Annotated in this window: 19 protein-coding genes and 1 pseudogene; 18 read left to right on the top strand and 2 right to left on the bottom strand. The window is 44.8% G+C overall.

The window, feature by feature from the left end:
• The first annotated feature begins 31 nt into the window (after positions 1-31).
• The 10 genes from JNUCC31_RS00550 (at position 32) to JNUCC31_RS00505 (ending at position 13,261) form a co-directional block, all read left to right on the top strand.
• Positions 32-430 (top strand): winged helix-turn-helix transcriptional regulator, encoded by a 399-nt coding sequence (locus JNUCC31_RS00550; protein ID WP_192267562.1) that lies wholly within the window; start codon positions 32-34, stop codon positions 428-430.
• Between the two features lie 408 nt (positions 431-838).
• Positions 839-2,212, top strand: a complete 1,374-nt coding sequence (locus tag JNUCC31_RS00545; protein ID WP_192267561.1) for an extracellular solute-binding protein — start codon at positions 839-841, stop codon at positions 2,210-2,212.
• Positions 2,213-2,387: 175 nt separating this feature from the next.
• Entirely contained in the window at positions 2,388-3,404 is a 1,017-nt protein-coding gene (locus JNUCC31_RS00540) for an NAD-dependent epimerase/dehydratase family protein (RefSeq protein WP_192267560.1), read from the top strand.
• A complete protein-coding gene (locus JNUCC31_RS00535; RefSeq protein ID WP_192267559.1) occupies positions 3,405-4,502 on the top strand; it encodes a dihydrodipicolinate synthase family protein in 1,098 nt (365 codons plus the stop codon). It begins immediately after the preceding gene.
• A complete protein-coding gene (locus JNUCC31_RS00530) occupies positions 4,499-5,371 on the top strand; it encodes a Gfo/Idh/MocA family oxidoreductase (RefSeq protein ID WP_192267558.1) in 873 nt (290 codons plus the stop codon). The genes JNUCC31_RS00535 and JNUCC31_RS00530 overlap by 4 nt, the downstream gene beginning before the upstream one ends.
• A 69-nt stretch (positions 5,372-5,440) precedes the next feature.
• Positions 5,441-7,030 carry an extracellular solute-binding protein gene (locus JNUCC31_RS00525; RefSeq protein WP_192267557.1) on the top strand — a complete coding sequence of 530 codons (1,590 nt, stop codon included), beginning with the start codon at positions 5,441-5,443 and terminating at the stop codon, positions 7,028-7,030.
• 83 nt (positions 7,031-7,113) lie between these two features.
• Positions 7,114-8,091 (top strand): ABC transporter permease, encoded by a 978-nt coding sequence (locus JNUCC31_RS00520; RefSeq protein ID WP_192272613.1) that lies wholly within the window; start codon positions 7,114-7,116, stop codon positions 8,089-8,091.
• Positions 8,085-8,948 carry a carbohydrate ABC transporter permease gene (locus JNUCC31_RS00515; RefSeq protein WP_192267556.1) on the top strand — a complete coding sequence of 288 codons (864 nt, stop codon included), beginning with the start codon at positions 8,085-8,087 and terminating at the stop codon, positions 8,946-8,948. Before JNUCC31_RS00520 ends, JNUCC31_RS00515 begins: the two co-directional genes overlap by 7 nt.
• Positions 8,949-8,974: 26 nt before the next feature.
• Positions 8,975-9,982, top strand: coding sequence for a zinc-dependent alcohol dehydrogenase (locus tag JNUCC31_RS00510; protein ID WP_192267555.1), 1,008 nt, complete (start codon positions 8,975-8,977; stop codon positions 9,980-9,982).
• A 24-nt stretch (positions 9,983-10,006) separates the two neighbouring features.
• Positions 10,007-13,261 (top strand): NHL repeat-containing protein, encoded by a 3,255-nt coding sequence (locus JNUCC31_RS00505; protein WP_228469392.1) that lies wholly within the window; start codon positions 10,007-10,009, stop codon positions 13,259-13,261.
• Between the two features lie 325 nt (positions 13,262-13,586).
• On the opposite strand, the gene JNUCC31_RS00500 is transcribed toward JNUCC31_RS00505, so the two are convergent.
• A complete protein-coding gene (locus tag JNUCC31_RS00500) occupies positions 13,587-14,246 on the bottom strand; it encodes a helix-turn-helix transcriptional regulator (RefSeq protein WP_192267553.1) in 660 nt (219 codons plus the stop codon).
• Between the two features lie 167 nt (positions 14,247-14,413).
• On the opposite strand from JNUCC31_RS00500, the pseudogene JNUCC31_RS33020 reads away from it, so the two are divergent.
• The 6 genes and pseudogenes from JNUCC31_RS33020 to JNUCC31_RS00475 all read left to right on the top strand — a co-directional run.
• A pseudogene (locus tag JNUCC31_RS33020) lies at positions 14,414-14,590 on the top strand (MFS transporter); the annotation flags it as partial.
• Between the two features lie 320 nt (positions 14,591-14,910).
• Positions 14,911-15,234 (top strand): winged helix-turn-helix transcriptional regulator, encoded by a 324-nt coding sequence (locus JNUCC31_RS00495; RefSeq protein ID WP_192267552.1) that lies wholly within the window; start codon positions 14,911-14,913, stop codon positions 15,232-15,234.
• A 1-nt stretch (position 15,235) separates the two neighbouring features.
• A complete protein-coding gene (locus JNUCC31_RS00490; RefSeq protein ID WP_192267551.1) occupies positions 15,236-15,595 on the top strand; it encodes a HesB/IscA family protein in 360 nt (119 codons plus the stop codon).
• A 23-nt stretch (positions 15,596-15,618) separates the two neighbouring features.
• The gene (locus JNUCC31_RS00485; RefSeq protein WP_192267550.1) at positions 15,619-15,906 is read left to right on the top strand and encodes a hypothetical protein; all 288 of its coding nucleotides are present in this window, start codon (positions 15,619-15,621) and stop codon (positions 15,904-15,906) included.
• 196 nt (positions 15,907-16,102) lie between these two features.
• On the top strand, positions 16,103-17,467 hold the full coding sequence (locus tag JNUCC31_RS00480) for an MFS transporter (RefSeq protein WP_192267549.1): 1,365 nt from the start codon (positions 16,103-16,105) through the stop codon (positions 17,465-17,467).
• Positions 17,468-17,537: 70 nt separating this feature from the next.
• Complete coding sequence (locus tag JNUCC31_RS00475; protein WP_192267548.1) at positions 17,538-18,743, top strand: macrolide family glycosyltransferase; 1,206 nt, start codon at positions 17,538-17,540, stop codon at positions 18,741-18,743.
• Between the two features lie 214 nt (positions 18,744-18,957).
• On the opposite strand, the gene JNUCC31_RS00470 is transcribed toward JNUCC31_RS00475, so the two are convergent.
• On the bottom strand, positions 18,958-19,956 hold the full coding sequence (locus tag JNUCC31_RS00470) for an aldo/keto reductase (RefSeq protein ID WP_192267547.1): 999 nt from the start codon (positions 19,954-19,956) through the stop codon (positions 18,958-18,960).
• A gap of 199 nt (positions 19,957-20,155) precedes the next feature.
• On the opposite strand from JNUCC31_RS00470, the gene JNUCC31_RS00465 reads away from it, so the two are divergent.
• Complete coding sequence (locus tag JNUCC31_RS00465; protein WP_192267546.1) at positions 20,156-20,815, top strand: TetR/AcrR family transcriptional regulator; 660 nt, start codon at positions 20,156-20,158, stop codon at positions 20,813-20,815.
• 304 nt (positions 20,816-21,119) lie between these two features.
• Positions 21,120-23,078 carry a beta-glucoside-specific PTS transporter subunit IIABC gene (locus JNUCC31_RS00460; RefSeq protein ID WP_192267545.1) on the top strand — a complete coding sequence of 653 codons (1,959 nt, stop codon included), beginning with the start codon at positions 21,120-21,122 and terminating at the stop codon, positions 23,076-23,078.
• Positions 23,079-23,106: the final 28 nt, after the last annotated feature.

Raw genomic sequence — 23,106 nt, 5'->3', positions numbered from 1 at the left:
TTGTATACCGTTAAAAGAGGAGGATACAAACATGCGTGACCGCAAATCGGGATACGGCCATTGCCCGAATGAAGAAGGTTGTCCCGTCGAGTATACGTTGGATGTTATCGGAGGCAAGTGGAAAGGTGTACTTTTGTACCATATGATTGAAGGCCCCATACGATTTAACGAGTTTCGCAGAATATGTCCGACCATTACGCAGAGAATGTTGACGCTGCAGCTTCGAGAGCTTGAAGAAGACGGCATCGTACATCGTGAAGTGTACCCTCAAGTTCCTCCTAAAGTGGAATATTCGCTATCGGAATTCGGACGCACATTAGTGCCGATCATTATGGAAATGAAAATCTGGGGAGAGACATATAAAAATTTATCAAACGATACTTCCAGACAGACAGAAAACGTGGTTGAATCCATGATGGATTCGGTGTGAATGTCTAAGTCACTGTTTGATGAATACCTTTGTAATCGTACTAGAGTAGTGCCTGATTCAAACGACTTAACAAATTTAATCTCTTCTTAAATGCCAGAGGTACTTACCTTGTGGCGTTTTTTTTTTAAAAATCCGATAAATCCTAAATGGAGTACAGGGTTTAGAACCCATTGTAAACCTAGTTGGAATCTTCTGATCAAACTACTTTTCAACGGAAAAAGTTTTCTGTGATTTAGCTTCATCCAAATATTCAAACCGGCGTGATAAACTTCAATATGGATTAAGTGAATTAATTTACTCACAGCGTGTGAATCTGGTTCATATCTGGTATAATAAAAGTAATTATCAGGATATATAATGAAATATAGCTAAAACATAAAAAGATGAAGAGGATAGGTGGAACGGCCCATGGCGAAAATAGATCGTCATACTTTTCAGACTAGAACGAGACATATGTCTGCCGATCTGAAGCAAAAAATGAACTCCGGAACCTACAGTCCGGGAGAATTTCTGCCTTCTGAGCTAGCACTAACAGAACAGTACAAGCTAAGTAAAAACTCCGTGAGATACGTTCTGGAGGAGCTTGTACAGGAGGGATTGATCATTAAAATTCCCAGGGTGGGCACGCAGGTGGCAAAGCCTACTTCGAGGGAAACCATTCGTTTTGGTGTATATCCCTCACTTTATAAAGAAGCAGGGATGGAGGAACTCATTAAGCGATTCCACGAGAAACACCCACATATTCATGTGGAGACCATTGAGCTTCCTTATATGAATTCAGACAGTATCGCCAATCTTGTCAAACTAGGGATTGTCGATGCGTTAACCATCAACTTGCAGGATATGTACCAATTCCAAGAGAAAAAGTACCTTGATTTGTTGGTCGATCAGGATCGAGACGACACTATATACCCTTTTCTTACAACATATTTTGAGAAGGAATCGGGTGTTTTGGCAGCCAAGCCTTTCATATATTCACCTGTTATTTTGTGTTACAACAAGGAGCATCTGAGAGAGAAGAGACTGGGTGAACCCAATAGCAGCTGGAGCTGGGATGAATTGGCGGCGCTGCTCAGAGAACTTAAGGCGCCACATCGCTACAGTATCGCTTTTCAGTTATTTTCCATGAATCGGTGGCCGATTTTTTGGATGCAAAATGAGGACGATCTATCTTCGACGGATTCCAGTCCGGCTCAGAACAGAACTAGCTTGCCCACAGAAGGATTACGATGGCTCAGGGATCTTGTGACAGAGGATGGCATTTTTCCACTTGCCTTGGCACAAGGTGAATTTGAAGCCGAGAAGTTGTTTAAGGAGCAGAAGATATCCGTCATGCTAACCACATATTACATGCTGAATGAGCTAAAAAATGTGGATTTTTCCTTTGATATTGCCCAGTTACCACATTTCAAGAATGATAGGACACTCCTTCTATCTACAGCCATCGCTCTCAGTGCAGAATCGAGCCAAAAGGATACGGCAGCCTGCTTTGTGAATTATCTCACTTCAGATGAGGCACAGACCTATATTAGGCAGCACACATACAGTTTACCTGCGAGCAGATATATTACGGAAACATATTCAGTGGGGCTTGAAAACAAACCGTCCAGGTTGGAACTTCATCGAGACTATAGCTCGAAATACATGACGTATCGGGATCTGTCGATTTCCATGCAAACTCAGATCCGTTTCGGAGAAAGCCTAAAGCAGTACATGTCTTATTTAATGGATGAAGAGGGACTTGCTGAAGTGTTGCTTCCGTCTAAAAGTCTCAAATTATAAAGTACGAAAAGAAGCTTTAGAAAAGCACTGCCATGAGGTAGTGCTTTTATTGTTTTATATGAACTACAAAAGAACCAGTTGACAGAAAACGTAGTGTATGCTAATTTCTTATTGGAAATAAGAACCACATATGATCCAATTATGAGAGTTAACAGGGAGAGGTGACCGTATTCGGATGAAGACCGTGGCTGAATTGGAAGCAAAGCTTTCGGAGGCATCAGATCGGCTAATCAACGACTTACATAAAGTGGACGGGGATCTTCTTATATTAGGCGCAGGCGGGAAGATGGGCCCAAGTCTTGCGAGATTGGCCGCACAAGCCATCAAAGCGGGAGGGATGAACAAGAAGGTGACAGCTGTATCCCGATTTCAGGATCAGGAGGTGAAGAACGATCTTGAAAGCGTTGGAGTACAGACGATTTCCTGTGATCTTTTAGACGATCAAGAGTTCATGCAGCTGCCTCCAGCGGACAACGTCATATATATGGCTGGTAACAAGTTTGGTACAACGGGCAGAGAGTATTATACATGGGCAATGAATACGTACTTGCCGGGAAGAGTGGCAGAAAAGTATAAAGATTCGCGTATCGTCGTTTTTTCTTCCGGGAACGTGTATCCCTTCACCCCGGTGGGTCTCGGCGGAGTAGATGAATCAGTACCCCCTGAACCTCTCGGGGAATATGCACAATCCACCCTGGGGAGAGAGCGAATATTTGAATTCTTCTCTCATAAGTATGGCACGCCGATGCTCCTGTACCGCTTGAACTATGCCATTGATTTACGCTATGGGGTGTTGCTCGAAATAGCCAAAAAGGTCCATGGAGGCAAGTCGGTGCCACTTACGATGGGGCATGCCAATGTGATATGGCAGGGAGATGCCAATGAGATTGCCTTAAGGAGCCTGCTTAAGTGTCAAAGCCCTCCCGAAATTTTGAATGTGACCGGACCTGAAACCATGTCCGTTCGCTGGGCAGCTCAGCAGTTTGCCGAAAGGTTTGGTCTTAGCGCATCGTTTGAGGGAAGCGAATCCGAAACGGCTCTGCTCAGCAATGCAGCTAAGGCGGTTCGCGAATTCGGTTATCCGAGAGTAGGTTTGCTGGAGATGATTGATTTCATTGCCGAATGGGTTGAATCCGGCGGACCTACGTGGAACAAACCAACCCACTTTTCGGAGAGGAAGGGGAGGTTCTGAATGCACAAAAATCAAGCTTCACTTACACCGGAACAGGCAGCTGCATTCCATGAAGGTTTGGTCATCCCTGCTCATCCGCTTGCCTTAAATGAACGCAGAGAGCTGGATGAAGTCTATCAGCGAGTGCTGACAAAGTACTACATCGCATCAGGAGTCGGCGGAATTGCGGTTGGTGTCCATTCCACCCAGTTTGAGATTCGGGATCCCAAGGTTAACCTCTATGAACGGGTGCTCCGCTTGGCCGCAGAGGAAACGGAGCAAGCTCGCCTGCAAAAGCCCTTCATCAAGGTGGCGGGCGTTTGCGGAGATAGTGAACAGGCGACGGAAGAAGCCCGGATTAGTAAAGCCCTCGGATATGATGCGGTGCTGCTGAGTATGGGTGGACTCCATGATAGGAGTGAGCAGGACCTACTTCGGCATACGGAAAAAATAGCCGAAATGATGCCGGTCATCGGATTTTATCTTCAACTTTCTGTCGGTGGCCGCTGGCTGAGCTTCGACTTTTGGCAGGCTTTTGCTGAAATTGATAATGTGATCGCCATCAAAATAGCTCCTTTTAACCGATATCAAACGATTGATGTTATCCGAGCGGTTTGCTGCTCAAGCCGCCGCAATGAAATTGCATTGTACACCGGGAACGATGACAACATTCTGATGGATCTACTTACAACTTTTCGGTTTGAAACGGAAGAAGGTACCATGGAAAAAGAAATTGTTGGCGGGCTGCTGGGTCACTTCGCTGTCTGGACACATCAAGCGGTCCAGCTGCTGGAAGAAGTGAAACGAATCCGCAAGCAAAAGGGATCTCCGTTGTCGCGGGACTTGCTCACGCGGAACGTGGAGATTACAGATGCCAATGCCGCTTTTTTTGATCCTACCCATCAGTTTGCTGGCTGCATTCCGGGGATACACGAGGTTCTTCGAAGGCAAGGACTCATGAGAGGGATTTGGTGCTTGAATCCGCAGGAGACCTTATCCGACGGGCAAAAAGAGGAAATCGATCGTGTATACCGCCAGTATCCTCACCTGAATGACGATGATTTTGTGAAGCAGCATCTGGATGAGTGGCTTAGGCTTGCTTCGCTTTCCCAGTCATGAACATCGGAATCATCGGCCTTGACAGCTCTCACGCCCTGGCATTCACCCGTATTTTTCACGAAAGTCAGGAGACTCTTTTTGCAAATGTGACTGTGACGGCTGCATATGCGGGCGGATCTCCGGATTTTCCACTCAGCATCACCCGTGTAGACACGTTTGCCCGCCGGATGACGAAAGAATACGGCGTGAGATTGATGCCTACGATGCAGCAAGTTGCAGAAAGCACTGATGCCATTCTTATCTTGAGTGCCGATGGAAGGATGCATCTGAATCAGTTCAAGGCAATCTGTTCTTACCGGAAACCCGTATTTATCGATAAACCTTTTGCTTTGTCTTCAGCAGACGCAGGTGAAATCATGAGACTCGCAGTAGAGTTTCAAATCCCTTTAATGAGTGCTTCAAGCTTGCGTTATGCCGAAGCCCTGCCTGAATGCATAAGAGGAGACATCTTGGGGGCGGACGTGTACGGACCGATGCACATCGAATCTACGCAGGGACATTATTTTTGGTATGGCATCCATTCGGCTGAACTACTCGTTCAAATCATGGGCCCTGGATGCAGGGAAGTGACCGCCGTTTCTACAGATCACGGCGATCTCATTACTGGAACCTGGATAGAGGGGAGGATCGGAACAATCCGCGGAATGCGAAATGGCCCAGAGACTTTTGGAATAACCTTACACACCAGAAACGCTACCCGGCATATCCCGCTTGAACCGAGCTACAAAGAGCTCCTGAAGTCGGTCATGAATTGGTTAAAAAACGGCGTGTGCACCGTACATCCCTCTGAAACGCTGGAAGTCATCCGGTTTTTGGAATGTGCAGAGCAAAGTCGACTACAAAAATGCAACATCCTCATGGAAATGTGATCAAACCTTATACGTGTTGACTCCTTGCTCTAGTGAATCAGATCCACCTATCTGAAGGAGGAATGTTTGATGAAACTGAAAAAGAGGATTTCCATGCTACTTGCGATCACACTGTTAACCTCAATCCTTGCCGCATGCAGCAAGGGTACGGACAAAGGCGGTTCGACCGCCCTACCGCCCCAGGAACCCGGACAGTACGGTGATACAGGGGGTCTCATTTTGCCTCTTGTTGATGAGCCGACTACCATCACGTACATGCTGCCAAGCAATGCAAAAGACCTTGGCCCGAACAAACTGGTTGTCCAGGAGATTGAAAAACGGACCGGTATTAAAGTTAACTTCCAAACGTATTCCCCACAAACCTACCAGGATAAATTAAAAGTCATTGTGGCATCCGGTAAGCTGCCGGACATTTTTACAGGGCTAAAACCGGCCGAACTCAAGAAAATCGGCAAACAAAACGGTGTAGTTGCCATCAATGAATACGCGGATCAGCTCCCTAACTTCAAAAAGCTATATATGGAAGAAAACGACTGGGTCATCAAATCTTTCGGTGATGAAGCCGGAAATATATATACCTGGCCCATTTACAATCTCAATCGCAAAGTCAATCACGGATTCATGTTCAGGAAGGATATCTTTGATGAGCTTGGTATCAAGGAGTGGACGAACACGAACGAGTTTTATGAAGCTCTGAAAAAAGTAAAAGAAGCTTATCCCGATTCTTACCCCTATGCATCCAAAAGCTTGGCTAATATCTTCAGAGATTGGGCCTTCGGCTGGGGGCTCGGCAATACGGATCAGTACCCAGCCTATTACGATGAAAAAGATGGCACATGGAAGTACGCCGCAGTTCAACAAGAGCATAAGGACATGCTCGATTTCATGAAGAAACTGTACAATGAAAAACTGCTCGATCCAGAATTTTTGACGGATACGCAGGATTCCTGGACGACCAAGATGACGACAGACAAATCGTTTGTCACGTTTGACTGGATTGGACGCCTGGACCTCTTTTACAACCAGATCAAAGAGCAAAATCCTGACTATGACCTCAGGTATGCCAATCCCGTGGGACCGACCGGCAATATCAGAACCCTGCCCGAGGTTTCAGATTTCAGCGTTGCCGTTGCCAAGAACAAAAATACAGAAACCTCGCTTAAACTGCTCGATTATCTGACCAGTCCATCCGGGAGTGAGTTGATGACTATCGGAGTGGAAGCGCTTAACTTCGAATGGGGCGAGGACGGATTTCCGGTGTACCCGGAACTAAAGGATCTTCCCCTTGTGGATATAACCGTGCTTGAGGATCGTTATGCCATGTGGCTCGAAGGAGCATACCTAAGACCGGACCATCGAAGCATATATTATCGTTTTTCGGAGAAAGAGCAGGAGGCGCAGGATAAAATCGTGAATGAGGATCGTTTCGAACCCCTTGATCCGATACTTAATTTTACAGACGAAGAAACTTCCAAGATTGCCGAGCTGCAGACATCACTGCAAAAATCAGCTGAAGAATTCAACTCCAAATATATTCTTGACGCAGGCTACGGAGATGCCGAGTGGGAGAATTTCAGAGGCCAAATTAGCAAAGGCGGTGTGGAGGAACTGATGGCAATCTATAATGAAGCTCAAAAAAGATACGATGAATCCAAATAAACGAGTTTAAGACATTGAACTGGAGGGGGCGATGATTGGAACGTTCCCTCCTTAGGGAAAAAGGTATTGGAGGCGATAATCGTATGGCAGACATCGGTACGGAACATTCGGTAGCTTACCATAAAGAAGTGCCAAAGAAGAGCTTCAGAAGCCGGCTTAAACAGACTTGGAATCATATCAAGCGCGATAGGCAGCTGCTTCTGCTGTTTCTTCCTTGCATCCTATTTTATGTCATCTTTCGTTACGGGCCCCTTTATGGACTGATTATTGCCTTCAAAGACTACAGTGTGTTTACAGGAGTGCTTGGCAGTGAATGGGTGGGATTGGAGCATTTCATTAAGTTTTTTACGAACCAAGACTTCTGGTTGCTTTTCCGGAACACGCTGCTCTTGGGGTTATATACGCTTATTTTCGGTTTTCCTTTTCCCATCATGCTTGCCCTTCTGCTGAACGAAGTCCGAACCCAATGGTTCAAAAAATCGGTTCAAACCTTCAGTTATTTGCCGGCATTTTTGTCCGTGGTCATTATCAGCAGCATGATTATCGATTTTCTCTCCCCAAACCATGGTATTTTGAATCAATTTCTGGCTGCGCTTGGTTTTGAGAAAAAATACTTTCTCATTGATCCGGGTTGGTTCCGTCCGATCTATGTTATTTCGGAAATATGGGCGAACGCAGGATATGAATCGATTATTTATTTGGCAGCCATTGCGGGGATCAGTCCTACGCTTTATGAAGCGGCCAAGGTGGACGGCGCCAGTCGTTTCCATATGATCCGCCATATTACACTTCCTGGATTGTTTCCCACAATGCTTATCATGTTTATCTTGAAAACTGGCTCCATGATTCGCGTCGGTTATGAGAAAGTACTGCTGCTCTATAATCCGATGACCTATGACGTTGCGGACGTATTCTCAACGTATGTATACCGCAAAGGACTACTTGAATCCAATTACAGTTATGCAGCTGCGGTAGGGCTATTTGAAGCGCTCGTGGCAATGGTGATGCTGCTGTCCGCCAATGCGATCAGCAAACGGCTGGGAGGTAATGGCTTATGGTAGGTGAGCGCAAAATATCTGTTTTTGGTGTCATGAATTCGCTGATCCTCTGTCTTATTGCTGTAGCGACACTCTATCCCATCGTGTACATTACGGCCGTTTCTTTAAGCGATACAGCTGCGGTCGTTCAAGGTAAGGTGTTTCTTTTTCCGAAAGGACTGAACCTTGAGGCTTATGTCGAGGTGCTTAAAAATGACACGATTCCAAGAGCCTACCTGAATTCTATTTTTTATACGGCATTCGGCACGTTTGTGAATTTACTGTTTACGGCTGTTGCCGCGTATCCTTTGTCCCAAAAAGGATTTTTCGGACGCAAGTTTTTTATGTTGACCATTGTCCTTACCATGTTTTTGAATCCCGGCATTATTCCCACTTATGTAGTCGTGCAGCAGCTCGGGTTAACGGATTCGGTTTGGGCACTCGTACTTCCCAATGCCATCTGGACAATGGAACTGATTATTCTAAAAAGCTTTTACGAAAACATGTCTTCCCAAATACGCGAAGCGGCCCTGATCGACGGAGCTTCCGATTACCGGATTCTGTTCAACATTGTCATTCCCTTATCCAAGCCTGCGCTTGCTTCTATCGGACTTTTTTATTTCATGGGTCACTGGAACAGTTTTTTCCTACCGCTGATTTACTTGAACGATCCGAATAAATATCCTTTGCAGGTCGTGCTGCGGGATATGTTAATCTACAGCGCAGAAAACGACGCGGGACTTGTGGATCGTTCGGCCCTTGCCCCACAGTCGATTAAAAATGCAACCATCGTACTTTCCATGATCCCCGTTTTGCTCATCTATCCGTTTGCTCAGAAGTATTTCGCTAAAGGGGTGATGCTCGGTTCGGAAAAAGGCTAAATCGACTGAAGGAGGAGCCGTATCGAATGAAAACTGTTGCTGCGAAGGAAGGAAAGGTCACGATACTGGAAGCGGATATACCCGAACTGAACAAACGACATGTCCAAGTAAGAACCGAATATTCGGGCATTAGTCCTGGTACGGAAATGAGTGCGATTAAGAGATCAGGCGTATCTCCGGTATACCTTGGCTATAGTGCTGTTGGGATTGTGGAAAAAACGGGAAGTGAAGTCAGAGAACTTCTTCCGGGAGACCGAGTGGCTTGTTATGGTGTGCCTTATGTAAGGCATGCTGAAGTCATTTCGGTACCGACCAATCTGGTAACCAAAGTACCTCAACATGTCAAACCAGAGGAGGCTGCATTTACCGGGCTTGGTGCCATTGCTATACATGCGCTGCGTACAGCCGACGTGAGGTTCGGGGACAAGGTACTTGTCGTTGGACTGGGAATTCTCGGTAATCTTGTGGCCCAAATCGCCGCTGCTGGTGCTTGTCACACGGCTGCATACGATCTGAGCGAAGCACGGGTTCAGCTGCTTCAGGAGCAGATGGGCATTCAAGCAAGCTTTTCAAGAGAAGAGGAAGTGGAGCGTTTTGTGATGCACGAAACGGGGGGATTCGGATTTGATTCCATCCTCTTATGTGCTGGCGGATCTGGAGAAATGCTGATTAACAAGTCACTTGAGTGGCTTCGTGACCGGGGAAAAGTCGTGATCGTTGGTGATTTGTCCATGGCGTTTTCAAGAGATCTGATGTTTCGCAAAGAAGCCCAGGTCCTTATCTCGAGAGCGGGCGGGCCGGGAAGGTACGATATGCAGTACGAGCAGGACAATCAGGATTATCCCATCGGTTTCGTACGGTGGACGGAAGGAAGAAATATGGACGAATACGTCAGGTTGCTTGCTGATAAGCGAATTGCAATAAGTCCTGCTATCACGCATATGTTTGCCTTGGATGAAGCAGCTGAAGCATACGGAAATTATCAATCCGATTCGGCTCAAGGGGCACTAGCCACGTTGATCAAGTATTTTTAATGCATGAAGAAGGGGAGATGTGTGATGAAAAAGCCTTTTTTCAACCTGATCACCATGTTCATGAGTTGTTTACTTGTTATTGTGATGTTTCCCGTGCAGTCTGCTCCTGCCCAAGCAGAGGAATCCAGGCTTACTCAAAAAAACTTCAGCGTCCCCGAAGAATTGCTTATTCCCAACAATTACACGGTTGCTGTCTTTAACGGAACGGTAGGCTATGAGGATGGAAAACCAGTCATGTATGCCACGAGTAAAGGCAAGCCTGGCTTCCTGAATGTGATTGACCTCGAAGAGTATAAATTGCTTCGGACCGTTTCTCTTGCGCCATCGGAAAGCTCATGGGCGCATACCGTTGCGCCGAACGGTACGCTTTATATAGCGGCCGAAGGATCGGGTGCACGATTATGGGAGTATTCGCCAGTTACCCACGAGGCCGTGCAAGTAGCCCAATTTGAAGGGCAGTCTGTCTCCAATAGCATCACGACGGATGAACAGGGAAGGGTGTACGTGGGGACTTATCCGGGCGGAAAAGTTTGGCAGTATGATCCTGTGACCAAGCAAGTGAGGGATTATGGCCGCGTTATTGGCGCACTTGATCAGGAGTATGTCCGCTCCATTGCTTACCAGGGGGGATATATTTATGCCGGTACAGCCCATGAACAGATCGTGCGTGTGGATTTGGCTACAGGTGAAAAAACGAATATTGCTGCTTCGCTTACCGTCAAAAACGATACAGTATACGATTTGAGTACAATCGATAACCGTTATTTGTTCGCGCGTTATACGGATGGAAGTGGTGTACCGGGTGAGGGTTACATCTATGATACTACAACAGGATCCTGGCTTGATGTGGAGCTCCAGCAGGTAACCGGTCTTCACGCAGCTGACTCTGTGGATGGAAAGCTGTATTATATGTCCGAGAAAAAACTGAAAACCTTTGACCTGGCGACACATCAGGTAGAGGAAACCGGCATGACCTATGAGAGTGGGGTCAGAGGGGCGGATTGGGTCGAGTTTCAGAACAATCCCGAGCTGCCGGGAAAAACGCTCGTTACAGTCCGATATGACGGCGGAGTAGCCATGCTCAATATCGATACCCAAAAAGTCATTGTACAGCCGCCGATTATCCCGGGATTGCCGGGAGTCGTCAATCGTCTCCAAAGCGTATCCGATACACAGCTGATAACAACAGGTTCACAAGCTAGATCTTCGTTGGTTGACTTAGAGACCATGACGACAAAACCTTTCAGCATTGGTCAAGCGGACAGTGTATACCCGATTGGAAACAAAGTTTATATGGGAGTCTACCCGGAAGGTGGCTTGTACGTTTATGATCTGAATCAAGAACCGGGAAGTACGAATCCGCAGCGTCTCGATGTACTCGGGAACGATCAGGAACGGCTTGTGCATATGTCTGAAGGAGACGGTAAACTGTTTATTTCGACCATCTCTGGATACGGGACGTTGGGAGGATCGCTTACAGTTCATGATACCGTTACAGGTGAAACCAAAGTCCATCGAAACGTGGTTCAGAATCAGAGTGTGCTTAGTACCGCTTATGTAGACGGGAAGGTTTTTGGATCTACGACCATTAGAGGAGGACTGGGCTCCACGCCAAGCGAGCAGCAGGCCAAAATTTTTGTGTGGGATGTTCAAAATGAGCAAAAAATGACGGAGTTTACGCTGGATATTCCCGAACTTGTCGATCCGATTTTCATTGGGGACCTGTCTCTCGGACCGGATGGATTGATCTGGGGAGCATCCTATGAATATATATTTGCAATCGATCCGGACACGTACCAACTTGTAAAATATAAAAAGATTTATCCGAAGCTCTATTACACCCAGTGGCATCATCATCCAATGCGTTGGTCGGAAGACGGACTTTTGTATGTACTGTTCAACAACAAGCTGACGGTGATTGATCCGGAAACGCTGGATTTCAGAACATTAACGGATGCATCGAGATTTGATCTTGGCATGGATGGGAATCTGTATTTCACAGATCTAGCAACGAATACGGTTCTGTATAGAATCAACATCGATGGAGAGATTGTGCCCGAACCGCCTGGGCTTCCTTTGCCGGTAAATAATGCCGGATTGGAGCAGCCGGAAGAGAGCGGAAAGCTGCCGGGCTGGACTTCACTGTTTGCGACAAGTGGGGATGTTTATTTCGAGCGGAGCAGCAACAAGAGTTATGCAGGTGATTATAGCCTGAAAACGACGGATCTTATCCGCACTGCCTCCGTCGCAGTACAAAGTGACCCAATCGCATTATCGCCTGGGGGAGAGTATACCGCAAGTACCCAAATTTATATTGAATCAGGCCAACCCGGATTTATGTTTAGATTCTATAATGCGGAAGGGCAGAGTTTGTCTACCTTGGAAACTCATCTGGATGAATCGCGACTTCACCAATGGCAAAAAGTAACCCTCCGCGGTACGGCACCGGAAGGAACGGCTTATGCCAGACTGATCGCAGTAACTAGCCGCTATAATATTTCAACAGCTTTCTATGACGATTTTTCCGTAACGGTTAAAGATAATACGGCTCCCTTAACTGAAGTTACGTTTAATCCGCAGGCAAATGAGCAGGGTTGGCACCATGAAGATGTTTCGATTGCGTTAAACTCGGAAGGAGCAAGCTCCATCTTCTTCGAAGCTACGGGGGCTGAGGAAATGAATCAGCGAGAGACCGAAGGCGGTACCACTGAGTTTACCGTAAGCGAAGAAGGAATAACGTCCGTAACTTATTGGTCAGCATCGGCTTATGGTGTTCCCGGGGTACCCTCTACTACCGAAGTCAAGATAGACAAAACGGCTCCTATCATCGAATTTTCAGGAAAATCCGTCTACGAGCTGGATGAGGACGTTCGGATCGAATGCTCTGCTCAGGATGCCTTATCAGGTGTAGCTAAAAGTGATTGTGATGTTGTGCTTGCTGATAGCCCCGCCTATATGAAGGGTGTTGGGGTGCATTTGATCCATGCTTCCGCTCAAGATATCGCTGGGAACACGACAAATTCATCTTTTACTTACGAGGTGATCCTTACCTATAAAGGTATGGCAGGACTTATCGACAAGTTCCTTCCTAATGATCAAGAGCTGGGTGATAGACTAAAGGAACAATGGACCAAAGTACAAAGAGCCGATGAAGCGGGCAATGAGGGAGGAAAGAAGGGTGCAATCAATGGATTTATCCATCAAGTACAAGCCAAGATTGGCAAGGGATTAGCTCAAGAACATGCGGAGCTTTTGATACAGTACGGGTCCCAAATTTAATCTTTATTTGAATGAAGAGCCCATCTACATCTGGATCTCGACCGGGTTTAAATGTTCGTAAAGCGCAAAAGAAAATTGATTCAAATAATAGGAACGGTAACTCTATACAATCAAGAAAGCAGCTGACCATGTGATCGGCTGTTTTTTTCAACTAACGAGCATTAGAGTTTAATTATAATCAACCTGTACCACCATAGGTGTTCGCAGTGCATGGAGGGAGGGTTTCATTCTTGGTTGCATCAGTTCAGGCTTTTCGATGAGACTACATGAAGCATAGTTGTGAAATAAACAAAAAGAGCAATCTCCAATGAGGTTGCTCCTTTTGTCATGGCTTATTTTGCCTAACGGTGTATACGCAGTTTCTTCCTCCTGCTAAAATGTACTCTCCCCGTTCAATATGAACATTATTGCCCAGAACCGTTCTAAATAAATGTAACTCATTCTTGCATAGCCCCGTACATACCGCAGCTGCTTCACAGATCGGACAATGCTTCTCAATGAATAGGAGACTGCCATCATCCTGCTCCCTAACCTCGGCCATATATCCTTCATTTGTACGAATTTCGGCCAATTTCTCCAATTTCTCTCTAACATCTGATGCATCGCCTAGATACTCAAGATATTGTTTTTGCATATTTTTATTTCGAACATCCAGCAGCTTGTCCAGCCCTTCATTACCAAAGGCTTCTTTCATCGAATTGATGAGGCTGACGGATAATTCCGAATATCCACTCGGGAAAAAACGATTAGCCGCGGGAGTTAATATCCATAGCTTAGTGGGTCGCCCCATGGGGCGGGCCTCTTCCACATTGGTAACCAATCCTTCTTCTTTTAGCGCATTCAAATGTTGGCGAATAGCCATTCCAGATAACGAAAACTGAGAGGAGAGTGCCACAACATCCATTCCCCCGCGCTCCTTTAACAGATCAATAATCGCTCTCCGGGTACTGGTTGAGACATCCTTTTTGGTTTGATTTCCGCTCATGGTGTACCTCCTTTTGAAGCAACTGAATCTACATCACTCCCTACATTTTAAACAAAAATGTTGACAAAGTCAAAGCCGAACTGTAGCTTAGACATTATAAACAAAAATGTTTACTAAGTATCCGGATACGATGTATACATACCAACTTTTCTTGGATATCACATTTCATGTCGTCTAATCATCAAAGTATTTTCAGCCCGCGTTATTTTGCTCTGTCCATAGGGATTATTTTGTCAGTGACGGCCGTTGGATTCGAGGGACTATCCGTCACCACCATTGCTCCTTCCATTGCTGGAGACTTGAACGGCCTTAGCCTGTTTGGGTGGATATTCATTATCCACTTGGATGGCGTTACTTTTAACGATGGGTACAGGGGTTTTCTTGGTTGGTCTAAACGTGGGTTGTTATTCGCTGCCTATACCAGCACACAGAATTTCTTGGTTTTGGCTAATCGACGTGAAAGGAATTACACCGTCACAGGCCGGCTTAATTGTTGCCATGGGTTTCCATCTCTTGTTGATCGTCATGAGTATAATTGCGAGCACCCGGATCTCACCACAACGCCTCTAATATGAAAAAACCGTTACACGTCATTAAGGATGTGTAGTGGTTAAAAATACATTTTAAAGAATGCTGATGAATACGAAGGAGGGTGTACAGATCATTGTTCACTGAAGATACCGAGAGACTTTTTACAGCTTATCGCATCATCGGGACGAAATGGACGATCCATATATTATGCATTCTTTCTCAAGGTCCGAAGAAATTCGGCGAAATTTCCGAAAGCATTCCTTCCCTTTCGGAAATGATCCTCTCTAGACGTTTAAAGGATCTCCAACATGATAATTTGGTCAAAAGAACAATTCTGACACGTCCTGCACAAATCATTTATGAACTTACGCCAAAAGGAGCTGCTCTTGCTACATTCATACCCTGCTTAATGGACTGGGATACCAAATTTCAAAATGATACCACCAGGGAGGATTAAAATGATCATTGAGGTCAGTGATACAGCATCGGACAAAATCGTCGAAATTTTATCAAGTGCGGATATCCAAAATGCCTTCCTTAGAGTAGGCGTTGATGAAGGGGGATGCAGTGGTTTATCTTATACCCTTATCGTGGATGAGCAGCAGGCAGAAGAAGACATTGTGTTAAATAAAACGCAATTCCGGATATTGGTTCACGCGAAAAGTATTCCATATATTGATGGTCTTGAGATTGACTATGAAGAGAGCGGAATGCTAGGCGGATTCACCATGAATAATCCAAATGCAAAAGTTTCATGTGGATGCGGGGCCAGTTTCAGAATGGCCAATTATCGTGGCGAAGTGAAAAAATGTGATTAAACTAAAGGAAGGAGTGTAGAGCAATGATCTCATTTGTAGTATCTGATAAAGCAATCGATTCATTTAAGAATGAATGGGAATTGGAAGAGGACCAATATGTAAGGATTTATGCAAAATATGTTGGAGGAGGCTCCGATGCTTTTACAATTGGCATAAATGCGAGTGCTACACCGGTCGATCCCGCATTGGTTCAATCCATTGGAGGATTTCATTTCTTTGTTGAAAAAACAGATGCCTGGATCCTACAGGATGAACTTCTCCAAATTGACTGTAATGAAAATGGCATTTTTTCAAGCAAAATCTCCTATTGAACATGGGAATCCTATTCTAGACCATGATCTTACTTTTTAAACATTTAACTTTACAAAGCGGAACACTTAAGGTATATTCAGGGAGTTAAAAGGTTTAATTTACCATAATAACCATAAAATTACGGAGGTGTAGAAGACAAACAACAATCAGATTGGGATTTTTGATGCTCAGTACAGGGCGCCTACAATTGGTATTATGCTGGTTCTGTCAACCGTAGCTTTCGAAGGACTGGCTATCACGACGATTGCCGCGAAAATGGCACAAAGTTTAGAGGGCATTCATTTATACGGTTGGATCTTCAGCGCATTTTTGTTATCTCAGCTTATTGGAACCTTGGTTATGGGTCAGCAGATTGACAAGCGCGGCGTTTTTACATCCATGCTGATATCTTTTAGTGTTTTTGTGTTAGGAACTGTGGTCTCCGCTATCTCTTTCGATATGCACATGCTTATTGCCGGAAGAGCCCTTCAAGGTTTTGGAGCGGGGGCCCTGATCACATGTGTTTATACCTGTGTGACGTTACATTATCCAGATACACTTCGTACTCAAATCCTGGCCGCATTCTCTATGGCATTTGTCCTGCCTACCTTAATCGGACCTTATGCAGCAGGCCTTATTGCTTCCTACATCTCGTGGCGATATGTTTTCTGGATCGTTTTACCCTTGATTGGAATAGCGTTGAGTCTCACATTCCGTTCTTTTCGTAATTTGCAGCTTCAGCAAGATCTGACAGGTCCAGCGCGAGCAACCGACTCAAAGATTATGTATGCGATTTTGCTTGCCGTTGGAACGGGACTGTTACTCACAGGACTTGGTATGATAACCGATTGGAAAGGTATATTACTCACTTTGGGTGGATTAGTCGTCATGATCCCACCAATGCGTAAATTGCTGCCTGTGGGCACTTTTTCGGTAAAAAAAGGATTGCCTGCTACTTTGGTTTCGAGAGGGCTATATGTTGCTTGTTATTTTACAACGGAAAGTTTTGTGATCTTGGTACTAACCGAAGTGAAGGGGTTATCAGCTGACCTTGCCGGCCTCCTTGTAGCAGCAGGTTCTCTTAGCTGGTCCGCCGCAGCGTGGTTGCAAGCCAAGCTTGATGCACGAGATCAAGGTCGTGCCCGAAAGGGTAGGGTCATGACGGGCATTGGGATTATGATCGTTGGAACTGTACTTGTGATCCTGGCTCTTATTTTGACGGACGGCGGGATTATACTCATCCTTCTCTCACAAATGATTACAGGGTTCGGTGTTGGATTGGCCAACCCTACAACGGCAGCCATTGCTTTACAACATGCCTTGCCCAGGAAAGAGGGAGAAATGTCCGCGAATCTGCAATTTGTGGATTCCTTCTATATGGGAGTAAGCATTGGAGTTGGTGGCGCTCTGATTGCCTTGTCCGAAACTTTACAGTGGGGCATATCGACAGGTGTTTTGATCGTGTTAACACTACAATTACTATGGGTCTTGTTAAGTTTCTTAGCATCACTACGAATTACCAAACTCGTTCATCAAGAACATCATCCAATCAGCCAAGTGAAGGATAACATCTCCATGTAACGGATGACGACCGCGTCGTTAAATACATCATGAAGAACGGGGGGACTAATTGCATTGGGAGGTGGATAAGATGGCACGTGTATTAGTAGTCATTACTCCGGCTGAAGGACATGTGAATCCATCGTTAGGATTAGTTACTCAGTTGACAAACAATGGTGAGGAAGTCATCTATGTGTGCACGGAGGAGTATCGTTCCCGAATTGAACAAACCGGTGCCCAGATCATTACCTATCCATTTCCACAAGATGCCTTCTCTCATGATCCGGTGTTGAAACCCCAGGAATACAAGCATTCTTATCAGTTCATTTATATGATGGTAAGCGGTATTATCCGGAGGATCATCCCCAATGTGCTGCAAGTGATAGAGGATCAAAAGTTCGATTATATAATCTTTGATTCACTGATGGGATGGGGAGGGACTATTCTTGCAGAAAAACTAAGAATTCCTGCGGTGTGCTCAATTGCCTCCTTTGCTTTTGTGGAGCCTCTCGGGTCTCACTCAGGCCTGAGTGAGACGGAGACGAAGGAGCTTTATGAGGCTACGATGAAGATCACAACTGAGTTAGCCGAAGAGTTTCAAGTGAGTATTCCAGCCATAGAAGAGATTCCGGCACATGCAGGTCAGTTAAAGCTCGTGTACACCAGCCGTTATTTTCAGCCGCAGGCAGAAAAGCTGGATGATCGTTTTATTTTCACTGGTCCTTCGATCATAACACGTCAAGATGCTCCGACCTTCTCATTTGAGTTGCTTCATGAAAGGTACCCGCAAACCGTGTACATTGCTATGGGGACGATTTTAAATAAAAATTTGGATTTCTATCAGCTTTGCTTTGAAGCATTAGGGGACCTACCCGTGAATGTTGTTCTATCTTCAGGAAGGTACACGGATATGGAGCCGCTGGCTGATCAAATTCCTCATAATTTTATCGTCAAGCCATATATTGCACAGTTGGACATGCTGCAGCATACCAATGTTTTTATTACACATGCTGGAATGAACAGCACGAGTGAGGCGTTATATTACAACGTTCCGATGGTGATGATTCCATTAACGTCGGATCAGCCACTTGTCGCCAGTCGGGTACAGGAGTTGGGAGCGGGTATCACATTGGACAAGAATTCCCTCAGCACAACTGATTTGAGAGAAGCAATAGTAGAAATACTAAGCAATCCGTTCTATAAACAACAGGCTTACCTCATCGGTGAATCTTTACGGCAGGCAGGCGGCTATAAACGGGCTGCAGATATAATTATGAATCATTTTGCTAAGGTTTGATCCACTAATCCATACAGGTATTCTTATATAGTATCGCTAAGACTCTGACTATGCGTGCGAAACAGGGGCGAAGTCTGATCATACACTTAAGCTTATAGGATTTTTCGAACAGGATGATACGGAGTTTTAAGTGTGTTGATAAAAAAACAGCTAACTATGACTATGTCCTTAGTTAGCTGTTTTTTTTATTCATCTTTTTAATTTTCTATAAAAGTTATGAATCTCTTGTGAAATTCTCCATCATTCCAGCTGGATACCGGCTACCGGCTGATCCGTGTGGAAGGATCTCTTTAATACGTTGAAGATCAGCTTCTGTAAGTTTAGCGTTAGCAGCAGCAACGTTTTGCTCAACCCGCTTAGCACTTCGTGTACCCGGGATCGGAACGATATCTTCTCCCTGGGCGAGAAGCCAAGCGAGTGCCAATTCGGTTACAGAAATACCTTTGTTAGAAGCCAGTTCATTAAGTTGTTCCGTTGCTCGTAAATTGTAGATATAATTTTCGCCTTGCCAGCGCTCGTCGTAACGGCGCATATCGTCTTCCGCGTACTCTTGGGCTGGTTTAACAGCACCTGTCAGGAACCCTCTGCCTAAAGGAGCGTAAGGCACTAAACCTATACCGAGTTCATTCAATGTCTTTCGTATATTGTTGTCCTCAATCTCGCGTTCGAATATCGAGTATTCAGTCTGAAGCATAGAGACCGGGGTAACCGCGTGAGCTTTACGAATTGTGTTTGAACCGGTGTTGCTCAAACCGAAATATTTAACTTTGCCTTCTTTGATAAGGTCTCCGACGACCCCTGCTACTTCTTCGATAGGAACATTGGGATCTGGGATATGCTGATAGAACACATCAATGTAATCAGTCTGCAGATAGCGAAGACTGTTCTCAGCTACCTTACGAATATTTTCTGGCCGGCTGTTAAAACGTGTTCCAATCTGCTCGGCTGTCATATCAAAGCCAAACTTGGTAGCCAGTACTACCTTGTCACGAAAATCCTTTACAGCTTTACCCAGCAACTGTTCATTGTGACCATTTCCATATCCATATATTTCTGCCGTATCAAAAAAGTTAACTCCAAGCTCATAAGCTCGACGAATAGTTGGTATTGCTTCATCTTCATTTGAAGGACCGTATGCCATTGTCATCCCCATCGTACCCAAACCAATAGAAGAGACTTTTAAACCTTGTTGACCAAGACTTCGGGTTTGCATTTTTGTTCCTCCTTAAATAAAGGTATCCGATCTTAGCTCGTTCAATATGAATTTTCATCACGGTTATTCATAGGAACAAAAAACATAATAGCATGGGAGTTGAATAAAGTAAACAAAAAGTATATAAAATGTCTATTTAGTATAGTTTGTTTAAAATGATGATTATGGGATATAATATAATTTATAAGGGGGCAGTTAGATGGAACGGCAGATTGAAAAACAACATCAGATGAGGCAAAAGCTTACTAATAGATTGTTATTACACGTTAGAAAAAATGGGTTTCAAGGTTTGAAAATGGATGAAATCTCAAAGATTATGGATATAAGCAGGGCGACTTTATATAAATATTTCTCTACCAAAGAAGATATTATTTCGTTTATTGTGAGTACATTTGTCAAATACATCCACGAAATTATTGAAGATTCTGATGCTGATCAAGTATTTGTTCAGCGATTTCAGCAAACATTTGAACAAACAATCTTATTAAAAGAGTTCATCACAGACATTTTCTTAAGGGAACTTGAAAATAGTTATCCTGAGAACTATGAGCGACTAAAAGAAGCCATGAAGCAACGAGAATATCAGGAATTGGCTTTTTATGATGAAGGAATAAAAGAGGGTATTTTTAATAAGATTGATGGTAGACTTATCATTATGCAAGATGAGATTCTAAGTAACGTTTTAGATGTAAAGTACCTGATGGAGAACCATTTGACTGTGTATCAGGTGCTATTTGACTATTACAATCTAAAGAAATTTCAGTTGTTTAAACCTGATAAAATTAAATTGATAGATGACAACTTGATGATCCCTAAAATTGAGTGCATGGCACAAAAAATTTCAAAAAACTTATATTAATCTTAAGCACCGTAATACATGAAGATGTTCACCTTGTTGCGGAACAACTGACACGATAAAAGGTAAAACATAAGTGGTTAGGTATAAAGAAAAATGTCGAATAAAGTGATTGCTAACTAATTTATTGTGTGATATTATGATCCGGTAAACGTTTACATCAATAACGAATTGAATATTAGCAGTGTTTGGCTGTTACTGGTAAAGCAGGCATGACCAAAATGATTTTGCATTTTCCTTATGTGAGTAGGGGAAGGCATATCGTTTTGGTCTTTTTTATATCCAAATTCAGAAATGGGGAAAAGGTATGGATTATCGCAAGTTGGGACAAGAAATTACGGAATTGGTGGGAACGAAGGATAATATCGCTCGGCTTACGCACTGCGCAACCCGACTTCGGTTCGAACTGCACGACCTCTCCAAAGCGGAGACGGAAAAACTCAAAGCTCTTCCAGGCGTCATTACCGTTGTGAACAATGGTGGACAATACCAGGTCGTTGTGGGCAATGAGGTGCAGCAGGTCTACCGAGTTATCACTCAGCAGATGGGTTCGGCAACCCGAAATGCGGACTCCAAATCGGATTCTGGCAAAAATAACGGACCAAAGCAAAAACAGAGCTGGATCTCCAGATTCATCAGCGTAATCTCGACGACATTTACTCCGGTAATACCGGCAATCATTGGCGCGGGTATGATCAAAGCAATATTAGCCGTACTTGTGCTGACAGGCCTCGTAACGACGGAAAGCCAAAACTATTATATCCTTAATACCATTGCGGACGCGGCTTTTTATTTCATGCCTATTCTGCTGGCTTATGGAGCTTCAATTAAGTTCGAAACAAGTCCAATTCTGGCAATGACAGTTGCCGGCGTGTTATTACATCCGGGATGGAGCGCCCTGATGGCGGAAGGAAAAGACGTGTTTTTCATCGGTGTTCCGGTTCGATTAACCGACTATGCAGGCTCCGTCCTGCCGATTATTATTGTCGTTTGGCTCATGTCTTACATTGAACGTTTTGCGGATCGGGTATCGCCTTCCATGATCAAATTTTTCACAAAACCGATGATTGTGCTATTGATTACAGCACCACTTGCATTGGTAGCGATCGGACCTTTCGGAACGTATCTGAATGATCTGGTTGCAATGGGTGCAGAAGCGATCAATGCCAGAGCCAGTTGGCTGATTCCTTTGTTAATGGGAACTTTGCAACCGTTCCTGATCGTGACAGGTACCGCATGGGCCATGACGCCGATTGCAACTAGCCAACTGACCAAAAATGGATATGAAATGATCAACGGCCCGGGAATGCTCGCGTCCAATATTGCTCAAGGTGGAGCTACGCTTGCTGTAGCATTAAAAACGAAAAACAAAAAACTCAAGCAGCTCGCTGCTTCATCCGGTTTCACTGCTGTGCTGGGCATCACGGAACCATCCTTGTACGGCGTAACGCTGAAACTGAAGAAACCCTTGATTGCCGCAATGATTGGTGGTGGTGTAGCAGGGATATACGCTGGTCTGACCGGATTAGTACGTTATGCGTTCGTTTCTCCGGGGCTTGCCGCATTGCCTGCCTTCATTGGCAGCAATCCGATGAACATCGTTCATGCCATTGTGACTTGTCTGATTGCCTTTATCGTTACTTTTGCTCTGACATGGATTATCGGTTTTGAAGATCCAGTAGACGATGAAGAAGAAGGCAATACCAACGTTAACGAGGACAAGACGCTTTCCGGGCAGCCTGTTCAAGATAACACTCCAAGCACGCAGTCTGTTGCAACAACAAATGAAAATGTACCGAGCCAAAATGAAACACGCTCACTTACCATCGCCAGCCCGATGCAAGGGGAATTAGTCCATCTGGACCGTGTACCAGACGATGTCTTCTCTTTGGGATTACTGGGTAAAGGCGCTGCAATTATTCCTGCCAAAGGAGAACTGTATGCACCAATCGCTGGTGAAGTTACGGCTTTCATGGACTCCAAACATGCGGTCAAATTAAATGGTTATGATGGGGAGGAGGTTCTCATTCATATTGGAGTGGATACTGTCAACCTGAAGGGGAGACATTTCGACTCTTCCATTAAAGTAGGGGACCGGGTACAGCGGGGGGATTTGTTGATCAGCTTTGATATCGATGCCATCAAGGCGGAAGGGTATGAAGTCATAACCCCGATCATTATCGCCAATTCGGATCGTTTCCCGGATATTAAGCTGGAGAAGCAGAGTCTTGTGGAGGTTGGAGCGAGCATTATCCACCTTTCGTAACAACCGTAATATCATCTGTCATATATCT

It is taken from the genome of Paenibacillus sp. JNUCC-31, assembly GCF_014844075.1.
GTDB lineage: Bacteria > Bacillota > Bacilli > Paenibacillales > Paenibacillaceae > Paenibacillus.
This window is presented reverse-complemented; position numbering and strand designations above follow the sequence as displayed.

Coding starts and splice junctions, on each gene's coding strand:
- JNUCC31_RS00550 (WP_192267562.1), top strand. CDS start 32: ATGCGTGACCGCAAATCGGGATACGGCCATTGCCCGAATGAAGAAGGT.
- JNUCC31_RS00545 (WP_192267561.1), top strand. CDS start 839: ATGGCGAAAATAGATCGTCATACTTTTCAGACTAGAACGAGACATATG.
- JNUCC31_RS00540 (WP_192267560.1), top strand. CDS start 2,388: ATGAAGACCGTGGCTGAATTGGAAGCAAAGCTTTCGGAGGCATCAGAT.
- JNUCC31_RS00535 (WP_192267559.1), top strand. CDS start 3,405: ATGCACAAAAATCAAGCTTCACTTACACCGGAACAGGCAGCTGCATTC.
- JNUCC31_RS00530 (WP_192267558.1), top strand. CDS start 4,499: ATGAACATCGGAATCATCGGCCTTGACAGCTCTCACGCCCTGGCATTC.
- JNUCC31_RS00525 (WP_192267557.1), top strand. CDS start 5,441: ATGAAACTGAAAAAGAGGATTTCCATGCTACTTGCGATCACACTGTTA.
- JNUCC31_RS00520 (WP_192272613.1), top strand. CDS start 7,114: ATGGCAGACATCGGTACGGAACATTCGGTAGCTTACCATAAAGAAGTG.
- JNUCC31_RS00515 (WP_192267556.1), top strand. CDS start 8,085: ATGGTAGGTGAGCGCAAAATATCTGTTTTTGGTGTCATGAATTCGCTG.
- JNUCC31_RS00510 (WP_192267555.1), top strand. CDS start 8,975: ATGAAAACTGTTGCTGCGAAGGAAGGAAAGGTCACGATACTGGAAGCG.
- JNUCC31_RS00505 (WP_228469392.1), top strand. CDS start 10,007: ATGAAAAAGCCTTTTTTCAACCTGATCACCATGTTCATGAGTTGTTTA.
- JNUCC31_RS00500 (WP_192267553.1), bottom strand. CDS start 14,246: ATGAGCGGAAATCAAACCAAAAAGGATGTCTCAACCAGTACCCGGAGA.
- JNUCC31_RS00490 (WP_192267551.1), top strand. CDS start 15,236: ATGATCATTGAGGTCAGTGATACAGCATCGGACAAAATCGTCGAAATT.
- JNUCC31_RS00485 (WP_192267550.1), top strand. CDS start 15,619: ATGATCTCATTTGTAGTATCTGATAAAGCAATCGATTCATTTAAGAAT.
- JNUCC31_RS00480 (WP_192267549.1), top strand. CDS start 16,103: ATGCTGGTTCTGTCAACCGTAGCTTTCGAAGGACTGGCTATCACGACG.
- JNUCC31_RS00475 (WP_192267548.1), top strand. CDS start 17,538: ATGGCACGTGTATTAGTAGTCATTACTCCGGCTGAAGGACATGTGAAT.
- JNUCC31_RS00470 (WP_192267547.1), bottom strand. CDS start 19,956: ATGCAAACCCGAAGTCTTGGTCAACAAGGTTTAAAAGTCTCTTCTATT.
- JNUCC31_RS00465 (WP_192267546.1), top strand. CDS start 20,156: ATGGAACGGCAGATTGAAAAACAACATCAGATGAGGCAAAAGCTTACT.
- JNUCC31_RS00460 (WP_192267545.1), top strand. CDS start 21,120: ATGGATTATCGCAAGTTGGGACAAGAAATTACGGAATTGGTGGGAACG.